Raw genomic sequence first — 9,446 nt, forward strand, 5'->3', positions numbered from 1 at the left:
GCGCAGGCGCGGCGAAACCGAATGCAGCATATGCCGCCAGCGAACCCGTATGGTCTGCATGAATGCGATTTCTCGCCACTTGTGCGGCGTGTTCTGTTCAAGACGACGACGCTGCGCCTGATCGCCGGCTTCGAGAAGCCGGATCGCGGCGTCATCGAGCTGAACGGTGCCGACGTCACCCGCCTTCCGCCTTATGATCGCGACATCAACACGGTCTTCCAGGACTACGCGCTCTTCCCGCATATGAGCGTCGCGGAGAATGTCGCCTACGGTCTCCAGACGAAGGGCGTGCCGAAAGACGAAACGCGTGCGCGCGTCGTCGAGGCGCTGCGCATGGTCAGGCTCCAGAATTTCGGCGACCGCAAGCCGGCGGAACTCTCTGGCGGCCAGCGCCAGCGCGTCGGACTTGCGCGCGCCATCGTCAACCGTCCGAAGGTGCTGCTTCTCGACGAACCGCTCGGCGCGCTCGATCTGAAACTCCGGCAGGAAATGCAGTCGGAGCTGAAGCGTATTCAGGCGGAGGTGAAGATCACCTTTCTCTATGTGACGCACGATCAGGAAGAGGCGCTCACCATGAGCGACCGCATCGCGATCTTCAATCACGGACGCATCGTGCAGATCGGGACGCCGACGGAAGTCTACGAGGAGCCGGCCGATCTCTTCGTCGCCGGCTTCGTCGGCACGTCGAACATCCTGCGGCGCGAGGGAAAGCGCTTTGTGCTCCGGCCCGAGAAGATCCGCATCGCGCCCCTCGGCGATCTCTTCGACGAAGCGGGGCTTCATGTCGAGGAAGGCCGCATTCTCGACGTCGTCTATGTCGGCATGTTCACGCGCTATCTGGTCGCGCTCGCCGACGGCACCGAGATAGTGGCGGTGCGCCAGAATTTCGACCGCATAACGGCCCGCTTCCGCGACGCGGCGGGCACGACCGTTCAAGTGGCGTGGCGTCCGGACTTTCTATTCGAGCTTCGGTGACAGGGATCTCAAGATGGAGGGCTGCAAGATGAAGAGAGTGACAAGAGTTCTGGCCGCGGGCGTGAGCCTCGGCACGGCTATCGCGTTCTCGGCTGCGGCGCTGGCCGCGCCGGCGGCGCCGAACTATCCCAAGACCATCGGCAAGGGCGAGGGTGCGCTCAATATCGTCGCCTGGGAAGGCTATGCGGAAGACGCCTGGATCAAACCCTTCGAGAAGGAAACGGGCTGCATCGTCAATCGCAAATATGCGGGCTCGTCCGACGAGATGGTGACGCTGATGCGCCAGGGCGGCGGCGGCGAATACGATCTCGTCTCGGCCTCGGGCGACGCGAGCCTGCGGCTCATCTATGGCGGCACGGTGCAGCCGATCGACGTCAAGCTCATTCCCGACTTCGACAACTTCGTGCCGGATCTGAAGGCGCCGCCGCACAACACGCTGAACGGGCTGCATTACGGATTGTCCTACGAATGGGGCCCGAATGTGCTGCTCTACAACACTGAGAAGATCGCCTCGGCGCCGAAGAGCTGGAGTGCGATCTATGACGAGCAGTACAAGGGCAAGGTGACGGTTCCCGACAATCCGATCCAGATCGCGGATGCCGCGCTCTATCTCGCGACGAAGGATCCGAGCCTCGGCATCAAGGATCCCTACGAGCTGACCGAGAAGCAGCTCGACGCCGTCGTCGCACTCCTGAAGAAGCAGCGCGTACTCGTCAAGAAATACTGGGCGCTTGCTTCCGACGAAATCGAACTCTTCAAGAATGGCGACGTCGTCATCGGCGCCGCCTGGCCCTATCAGACGATCACGTTGAAGGCCGCCGGTGCGAAAGTCGACGACACGATCCCGGCCGAAGGGGCGACCGGATGGGCGGATAGCTGGATGCTCTCGGCGAAGTCCCGCCACGTGAACTGCGCCTACAAGTTCATGGCTTACGTGTCGACGCCGTCGGTGCAGGCGCAGCAGGCGATCTTCTTCGGCGAGACGCCGGCGAACCTCAAGGCCTGCGCCGAGATGGACAAGGCGGAGGCCGGTTCCTGCGCCAAGTATCACCTCGATGAGGCGACGACCTACATCAAGCAGATCAAGTTCTGGAAGACGCCGCAAAAGACCTGCAGCGACGGCTCCAAGACATGCACGGACTACAGCGTCTGGCAGCGCAAGTGGCAAGAGGTCAAGGGTTGACCACTCGCCTGCAGACAAGCTTCTTCTCGATGGCGGACCGCCTCTCGTCGGTGCTCTCCGGAGCGGTCCGCCGATTGTCTGCGCAACTCTGGCGGAGGCCCGGCGTCAGTGCCGGGCTTCTGCTCGGACCGCCGCTCGGCTGGTTCGTCCTGATCTATCTCGCGGCGCTTGCCGCGCTCTTCATCTCCGCCTTCTGGATGACGGACAGCTTCACCGGCGAAATCGACCGGACGTGGACGCTCGACAATTTCCGTGCGATTTTCGGCAGCGAGACCTATCGCCTGATCGCGATCCGCACGATCCTGATGGCGGCTGCGGTGACCCTCACCGACGTCGTTCTTGCCTTTCCTTTCGCCTACTACATGGTGCGGCTCGCGACGCCGACGCAGCGCATCGCGCTGTTCACGCTGGTGCTCGTGCCGCTCTGGTCGAGCTATCTCGCCCGCGTCTATGCCTGGCGCCTGATCTTCGCGCATGACGGCGTGTTGAACTGGCTGCTGCACGGCCTCGGCTTCGAGCGCGTCGAGATCGGCTACACCAACTGGGCGATGTGGATCGTCTTTTCCTATATCTGGCTCCCCTTCATGATCATGCCGATCTATGCGGCACTGGAGCGCATTCCCTATTCGCTCTTCGAGGCCTCGCTCGATCTCGGCGCGAAAGCCTGGCGGACCTTCTTCAAGGTGATCCTGCCGCTCGCGCTGCCGGGCGTCGTCGCGGGCTCGATCTTCACCTTCTCGCTGACCATGGGCGACTACATCACCCCTGTTCTCGTCGGCGGACCGGGATCGGATTTCATCGGCAACGTCGTCTACGCGAATGTCGGCATCGCGAACAACGTGCCTTTCGCGGCCGCCTATGCCTCGATCCCGCTCGTGGTGATGGCGCTCTATCTCTATGCCGCGCGCCGCAGCGGCGCCTTCGACGTGATGTGAGGGAGGGGCGCATGGAAACGAAATTCGCGAAGATCGCTCTCACCGCCTGGGTCCTGGCGGTATTGCTGTTCCTCTTCCTGCCGATCCTGCTGATCCTCGTCTACGCCTTCAACGCCTCCAACATCCAGAGCTGGCCGATCTCCGGCCTCTCGCTGCGCTGGTTCGGCTCGGCCTGGGAGAACCAGGAAATCAGGGCGGCGCTCGGTCTCTCGCTGAAGGCGGGCCTTCTTTCGACGGCGGTTGCGGTCTTTCTCGGTTCGGCGGCGGCCTTCGCCGTCCACCGTTTTGAATTCTTCGGCAAGGAGGCCGTTTCTTTCGTCGTCGTGCTGCCGATCGCGCTGCCCGGCATCATCACCGGCATGGCGCTCAATTCCTTCTTCGTGTTCTGGGGTCTCGGTCTTTCGTTCTGGACGATCGTCATCGGCCACGCGACCTTCTGCATCGTCATCGTCTACAACAACGTCATCGCGCGCCTGAGACGCGTGCCGAAATCCCTGGAAGAGGCCTCGATGGATCTGGGCGCCGACGCCTGGCAGACCTTCCGCCGCATCACGCTGCCGATGATCTCGACGTCGCTGATCGCCGGCGCACTGCTCGCCTTCGCGCTCTCCTTCGACGAGGTCATCGTGACGACTTTCACGGCGGGCGCTCAGAACACGCTGCCCCTCTGGATCTTCGGCGCGATCCGGCTCGGTCAGCGTCTGCCCGAGGTCAATGTCGTTGTCCTCGTCGTGATGGCCTTGACATTCCTGCCGGTTCTTCTGGCCTACAGGCTGACGAACCAGGCCGGACCCATGGTCAAATAAAGCTTTTTCGTACTTATCCCCGCTCGCCCAGGCCCCCGCATACTGCGCTGAAACGCAGTGGCGAAAGGAGCCGGTCATGGTCGTGCCGTCGAGATGGAGCGATATTCACGTTCAGGGAGGTCCGGGTTACAGGCTCGGGGAAGGCCCGTTCTGGCAAGGAACGGAATCCCGTGAAGGCGGCTGGTGGCACCCAAAGGCCATCCTTGCGGCAGATTTTCTCGGTGCCCGTTACGCGGTGACGGGTGTTGGAACTTCGCTCGACGCGACCTTCTCGACCGCGCGCTCCTCGCCCCACTTCCTCGCCGATGCGGCCGGCGTTTTCCAGGGCTTCGGACCGAACGCGCTCGCCACGCTGTCGGGCGTCGGCGCCTTTATCGGCGGCCAGGCGACGAGTCTGCTTGCGAATGGAAACGACCTGAGCCTCGCATCTTGGTCGAACAGCACGAGCGCGACAGCGACGAGCCTCGGTACGACGGCCCTCGGAATTTTCAAGCCGACCGCCATTTCGACCGCCGCCGCCTCGGCACAATCGCGGCGGACGCAGTCGGCGGTTGGCGGCGCGGTCAACGGCCGGCCGATCGCGGTGCAGATCTATTATCGCGCCGGGACCTCAGGGCGCATTCATATCCGCAACTGTCCCGTCAATTCCGGTCCTTTCAGCAATATCACCGGGCCGGCCGCGAACCCGTTCGAAACCGTCACCGAGACGGCGGGTACGATCACGCAACGATCGATGGCGTTGCTACCGGACGGCGTCACCTGCCTCGCGCGCTATGTCTTCACGCCGAACTACACCGGCAATTACGCCTTCCAGATCGGCGCCTCGACGGCAGTTAACGGCGAAACGTTGATCGTGCTGGGTGTCGATGCGGTGGCCGGCGTTTTCTGGCCGCCCTTTCATGCGACGAGCTCGCCAGCGCCGACGCGTCTTGCGAGCGATGTCCGCGCGGCGTCGCTCGGATGGTTCGATGCGGTCGGGCTCGCCGCCGGCGCGACCGAGCTCCTCGTGCCGAACTGGTCGCAGACCGGCCTCGGGGTCGAACGGCCGCTCTTTGAATTCAGCGATGGCACGGCGAATAATCTCATCGGGGGGTATGTCGATGCTGCCGACAAGCCGACGCTCCGGATCGTCGCCGGGGGCGTAACGCAGGTAGCCACGGCGCTTCCCGTCGCCATCTCGTCCGGTCGCAAGCCCCTCGCTTTCGGCTGGAGCGAGGCGGGTGGCTATGTCGCCGACAGGGCCGGCAATGTGGCGAGTTTCGGCGCCGCCGTCTTGCCGGCCGGTCTCAACATCAAGCGCGTCGGCGGAGGCCTCGCCGGGACTTATCTGAACGCGACTCTCGAACAGTTGCAAACCTGCCGGCCATTGACGCAAGACGAAAGCCGGACATGGGTGACCGCAGCATGATGGCGCTCTACCGGCTCCGCCACGTATTGCATCCGGATTCAGGCCGCCAGCGGATAGAGCGGCACATGCCCCAGACCGCCATAAAGATCGAAGCCGCGCTGGAGCCAGTCGTTGATCGGATCGTCCTTCGCGAGAAGCGGCAGCGTGCAAACGGCGCCGGCCCAGAGGAAGCCGCCAAGCGCGATGTAGTCGGCATAATTCGGCGTCTCGCCGCCGATAAATGGCGTCTGGGCGAGTGCGGCGCGCATGGGGCGCAGCGCGTGGCGAAGCTCGGGCAGGCGTTGCTCGCGGCCATCGACGAATTGTTCGAGGGTCTTTCCACCGATCCGCTTCTCGCGACTCTCGCGAAAATAGGCGCGGTCTTCCGGTCGCGCGTGATTGTGGATATCGAGAACGCAGATGGCGAACATGCGGTTCACGACTTCGAGGCCGAACCAGGCGTCGAAGAATTTGACCATCGCGCGTTCCTGCGGCGAAGAGAAAACAGGACGAGCGGGATATGTCTTGTCGAGATAGTCGGCAATGACCCAGCTGTCGCAGACGGTCGTATCGCCGTCTTCGATGATAGGTACGGTCCTGAATTTGCCGCCGCAGAGTTTCGGAATTTCAGTGAAGCCGGCGGGCGCGGTCTCATAAGCAAGACCCTTGTGAGACAGCGCATATTTGATGCGCCAGACATAGGGGCTCAGCGCACGATTGTCGCCGGTGACGAGTTCGTGAAGACGAATGGACATGTTTTCTCTCCGAGACCTATAGCCGAAACGAGACGGGGTGGCCGTGCCACCCCGTCGGTCGCGTCACATATCGCGGAAGCTCTTTCCTTCGGCGACGAGCTTTTCCAGAAGCGCGGCAGGTTTGAAATCGTCGCCCATCTGCGCCTGGAATTCCTTCATCTTGGCGAGCACCTTGTCGAGGCCCACAGTGTCGCCGTAGAACATCGGGCCGCCGCGATAGACCGGGAAGCCGTAGCCATTGATCCAGACGATGTCGATGTCGGACGCGCGGATCGCCTTGCCCTCTTCGAGAATCTTCGCGCCCTCGTTCACCATCGGATAAATGCAACGCTCGAGGATTTCCTGATCCGAGATCGTGCGGCGGTTGATGCCTTTCTTCGCGGCGTAATCGAGAATGATCTTCTCGACGACAGGCGAGGGCTTCGCGTTGCGGTTCTCGTCGTAATCGTAGTAACCCGCTCCCGTCTTCTGGCCGCGGCGATCCATCTCGCAGAGCTGATCGCGGATCGTTTCGCCCTTCGACTTCTCCTTCGACCAGCCGATGTCGAGACCGGCAAGGTCCGACATGGCGAAGGGGCCCATCGGGAAACCGAAATCGTAGAGGACACGATCGACATCCCAAGGCATCGCGCCTTCGAGAACGAGCTTCTGCGCCTCGCGCTGACGCTGGGCGAGGATGCGGTTGCCGACGAAGCCGGGGCAGACGCCGACCAGCGCGGCGATCTTGCCGATCTTCTTGGCGATCTGCATCGAGGTCGCGATGACGGGCTTCGACGTCTTGTCGGCACGAACGACTTCGAGAAGCTTCATCACGTTCGCGGGCGAGAAGAAGTGGAGGCCGATGACCGCTTCCGGACGCTTCACGGCGGTCGCGATCTCGTCGATGTTGAGCGCCGACGTGTTGGTCGCGAGAATGGCGCCTTGCTTCACGATCCGGTCGAGCTTGCCGAAGATGTCTTTCTTGATCTCCATGTTCTCGAATACGGCTTCGATCACGAGGTCGCTGTCGGCGAGATCTTCGAGGGCGAGCGTGCCCTTGAGGAGCGACATGCGCTTCTCGACGTCCTCCTGCGTCATGCGGCCTTTCTTCGCCGTGTTCTCATAGTTCTTGCGGATCGTCGCGAGGCCGCGATCGAGCGCGTCCTGCTTCGTCTCGACGATGGTGACCGGGATGCCGGCATTGAGGAAATTCATCGAAATGCCGCCGCCCATCGTGCCGGCGCCGATGACGCCGACCTTGGCGACCGGGATCGTCGGCGTGTCGGCCGGCACGTCCGGCAGTTTCCAGACCTGACGCTCGGCGAAGAAGACATGACGCTGCGCCGCCGATTGCGTGCCGGTGATGAGCTCGCGGAAGAGTTTCTGCTCGATCTTGATGCCGTCGTCGAAGGGCAGATTCACGGCCGCTTCGATGCACTGGATATTGTATTCCGGCGCGAGGAAGCCGCGGAACTTGCGGGCATTCGCTTTACGGAAATTCGCGAAAATCTCCGGATGGCCCCGCGCGGCTTCGACCTTCTCGTTGAGGTCGCGCACCTTCTTCAGCGGACGCTTCTCGGCGACGAGCTTCTTCGCAAAGGCGATCGCGCCTTCGCGCAGCTTGCCTTCCTCGACGAGTTCGTCGACGAGGCCCATCTCCTTGCAGGCCTTTGCGCCGACATGGCTGCCGGCCGTCATCATCTCCAGCGCCTTTTCAGGGCCGACGATGCGCGGCAGACGCTGCGTGCCGCCCGCGCCGGGGAGAAGGCCGAGATTGACTTCGGGGAGACCGCATTTCGCCGACGGAACGGCAACGCGATAGTGGCAGGTGAGGGCGACCTCGAGGCCGCCGCCGAGCGCCGTGCCGTGGATCGCGGCGATGACGGGCTTCGGCGCATTCTCGATCATGGCCTGGGCGTCGAAAAGGCTTGGGCCCTTCGGCGCCTTGCCGAATTCGGTGATGTCGGCGCCGGCGATGAAGGTCTTGCCGTCGCAGATGAGGACGATCGCCTCGACGTCGGGGTCGTCGATCGCCTGCCTGATGCCGTTGGTGATGCCTTCACGCACCGGCGCGGACAGCGCGTTGACGGGTGGCGAATTGAGTGTGACGACGGCGATGCCGCCTTCCTTCCCAAGCGTGGTGACGTCGTTGATCGCTGTCATGGCGCGTTCCCTGCCTTTTCGTTTTGAATTGTTGGCGGGGATTATAGCGCCGGGACGGGCGTATGCCAGCCGGGCGGCCCCGCCGGCCTGTGCAGGACGAGCGGGCAACGGTCAGGCATTGAACAGGCGGCTCAGCCGCCCCGGCTGTAGAGCTCCGGGCCGCCGTCATATTCCCTTCCGTCATCCGCGCCGATTTCGGCATCCATGGCGGCGTTCAGCTGCGCATTGAGACGGAGGACCGTCGCGCGATGCGCGGGGTCCGCGGCGAGGTTCACGATTTCGTCCCTGTCGCTCGCCGTATCGTAAAGCTCCAGATCATTGCGGGCGGCAAGCGTCTCCCAGTCCTCCGGCCGGTGATGGTCGGCCGGGGCGAAATAGCGCGCGAAGCGGTAGCGCCCGTCGAAGGTGCCCCGGATGAGCGCCCGGTTGCCGCGATAAGGGAAGTTCCCGCTGTCGATCCGTTCCTTTACCTCGGCGGGCATGGGCCTGCCGCTGTCGAGCCCGATAAAGGCGCGGATGAGCTCCGGATCCCAATAAAGCGTCGTGCCGTAATAGTAGAGCGTCCCGCGCTCGTCGCGTTCGCTTCGCCCATCCTTATCCATGATCGAGGGGGAGAGGTCGCAGCCTTTCAGTGCGGGGAAGCGCCGGGCGCGCTCCTCGCCGCTTATGCCGGCCATGGAAAGCAGCGTCGGCGCCAGATCGAGCGAGGTGCCGAGCGCTTCCGTCTCCACGGCCTGGGGTCCGTCCGGATGGACGACGATCAGCGGCACGCAAGCCACTTCGCGATAATAGGTCGGGCCCTTGCCGCGAAGTCCGTGCGCCGCCGCCATCTCGCCGTGATCGGCGGTGAAGACGATCACGGTGTTTTCCGCTTCGCCACTATCCTCCAGCGCATCGAGCAGAAGACCCAACTGGCGGTCTACGTCGCGCAGACAGTTGAAATAGTAGTTGCGGTAGAGGTGCCAGACGTCCTCGTTTGCGCGCGGCATCTCGCCGTAAAAGGCGTTGCAATGGACCACATCCTCGCCATGCGCCCAGGGCTTCGTCGAAAGATCGTCGCCGAAACTCTTCGGCAATGGCAACTTCCAGTCGATCCTGTATTCAGGGTCGCGCGGCGCTCCACCGAGCGGCGAGACCATGTTGGGCGAGTAGCGCGTCGCCGTCTGATGTTCGCCGGTGGTGAAGAACATGATGTCGTGCGGATTGACGAAATTGACCGCGAGGAACCAGGGCGTGTCGCTGTCCTTGCGGCCATCGATCCAT

Annotated in this window: 8 protein-coding genes; 5 read left to right on the top strand and 3 right to left on the bottom strand. The window is 63.1% G+C overall.

Features of this window, described 5'->3' with window-relative positions:
* Positions 1 to 30: 30 nt before the first annotated feature.
* The 5 genes from VMR03_RS11615 (at position 31) to VMR03_RS11635 (ending at position 5,307) form a co-directional block, all read left to right on the top strand.
* Positions 31 to 975: an ABC transporter ATP-binding protein gene (locus VMR03_RS11615; protein ID WP_325405382.1), complete on the top strand. Its 945-nt coding sequence runs from the start codon at positions 31 to 33 to the stop codon at positions 973 to 975.
* A 28-nt stretch (positions 976 to 1,003) separates the two neighbouring features.
* Positions 1,004 to 2,158: an ABC transporter substrate-binding protein gene (locus VMR03_RS11620; RefSeq protein WP_325405371.1), complete on the top strand. Its 1,155-nt coding sequence runs from the start codon at positions 1,004 to 1,006 to the stop codon at positions 2,156 to 2,158.
* Positions 2,155 to 3,093 carry an ABC transporter permease gene (locus VMR03_RS11625; protein WP_325405373.1) on the top strand — a complete coding sequence of 313 codons (939 nt, stop codon included), beginning with the start codon at positions 2,155 to 2,157 and terminating at the stop codon, positions 3,091 to 3,093. Before VMR03_RS11620 ends, VMR03_RS11625 begins: the two co-directional genes overlap by 4 nt.
* A gap of 11 nt (positions 3,094 to 3,104) precedes the next feature.
* Complete coding sequence (locus VMR03_RS11630; protein ID WP_325405375.1) at positions 3,105 to 3,899, top strand: ABC transporter permease; 795 nt, start codon at positions 3,105 to 3,107, stop codon at positions 3,897 to 3,899.
* 76 nt (positions 3,900 to 3,975) lie between these two features.
* Positions 3,976 to 5,307 carry a hypothetical protein gene (locus tag VMR03_RS11635; RefSeq protein WP_325405376.1) on the top strand — a complete coding sequence of 444 codons (1,332 nt, stop codon included), beginning with the start codon at positions 3,976 to 3,978 and terminating at the stop codon, positions 5,305 to 5,307.
* A gap of 38 nt (positions 5,308 to 5,345) precedes the next feature.
* On the opposite strand, the gene VMR03_RS11640 is transcribed toward VMR03_RS11635, so the two are convergent.
* From VMR03_RS11640 to VMR03_RS11650, 3 genes are all read right to left on the bottom strand, one after another.
* On the bottom strand, positions 5,346 to 6,041 hold the full coding sequence (locus VMR03_RS11640) for a glutathione S-transferase family protein (protein WP_325405378.1): 696 nt from the start codon (positions 6,039 to 6,041) through the stop codon (positions 5,346 to 5,348).
* 63 nt (positions 6,042 to 6,104) lie between these two features.
* A complete protein-coding gene (locus VMR03_RS11645) occupies positions 6,105 to 8,174 on the bottom strand; it encodes a 3-hydroxyacyl-CoA dehydrogenase NAD-binding domain-containing protein (protein WP_325405384.1) in 2,070 nt (689 codons plus the stop codon).
* 140 nt (positions 8,175 to 8,314) lie between these two features.
* The coding region (locus VMR03_RS11650; protein WP_325405380.1) for a sulfatase-like hydrolase/transferase at positions 8,315 to 9,446 on the bottom strand (1,132 nt) is incomplete at its 5' end.

The sequence above is a fragment of the Parvibaculum sp. genome (genome assembly GCF_035511255.1).
GTDB lineage: Bacteria > Pseudomonadota > Alphaproteobacteria > Parvibaculales > Parvibaculaceae > Parvibaculum.

Bases quoted from the DNA above. Each gene is read 5' to 3' on its own strand.
- VMR03_RS11635 (WP_325405376.1), top strand. From the start codon at position 3,976: ATGGTCGTGCCGTCGAGATGGAGCGATATTCACGTTCAGGGAGGTCCG.
- VMR03_RS11630 (WP_325405375.1), top strand. From the start codon at position 3,105: ATGGAAACGAAATTCGCGAAGATCGCTCTCACCGCCTGGGTCCTGGCG.
- VMR03_RS11615 (WP_325405382.1), top strand. From the start codon at position 31: ATGCCGCCAGCGAACCCGTATGGTCTGCATGAATGCGATTTCTCGCCA.
- VMR03_RS11620 (WP_325405371.1), top strand. From the start codon at position 1,004: ATGAAGAGAGTGACAAGAGTTCTGGCCGCGGGCGTGAGCCTCGGCACG.
- VMR03_RS11640 (WP_325405378.1), bottom strand. From the start codon at position 6,041: ATGTCCATTCGTCTTCACGAACTCGTCACCGGCGACAATCGTGCGCTG.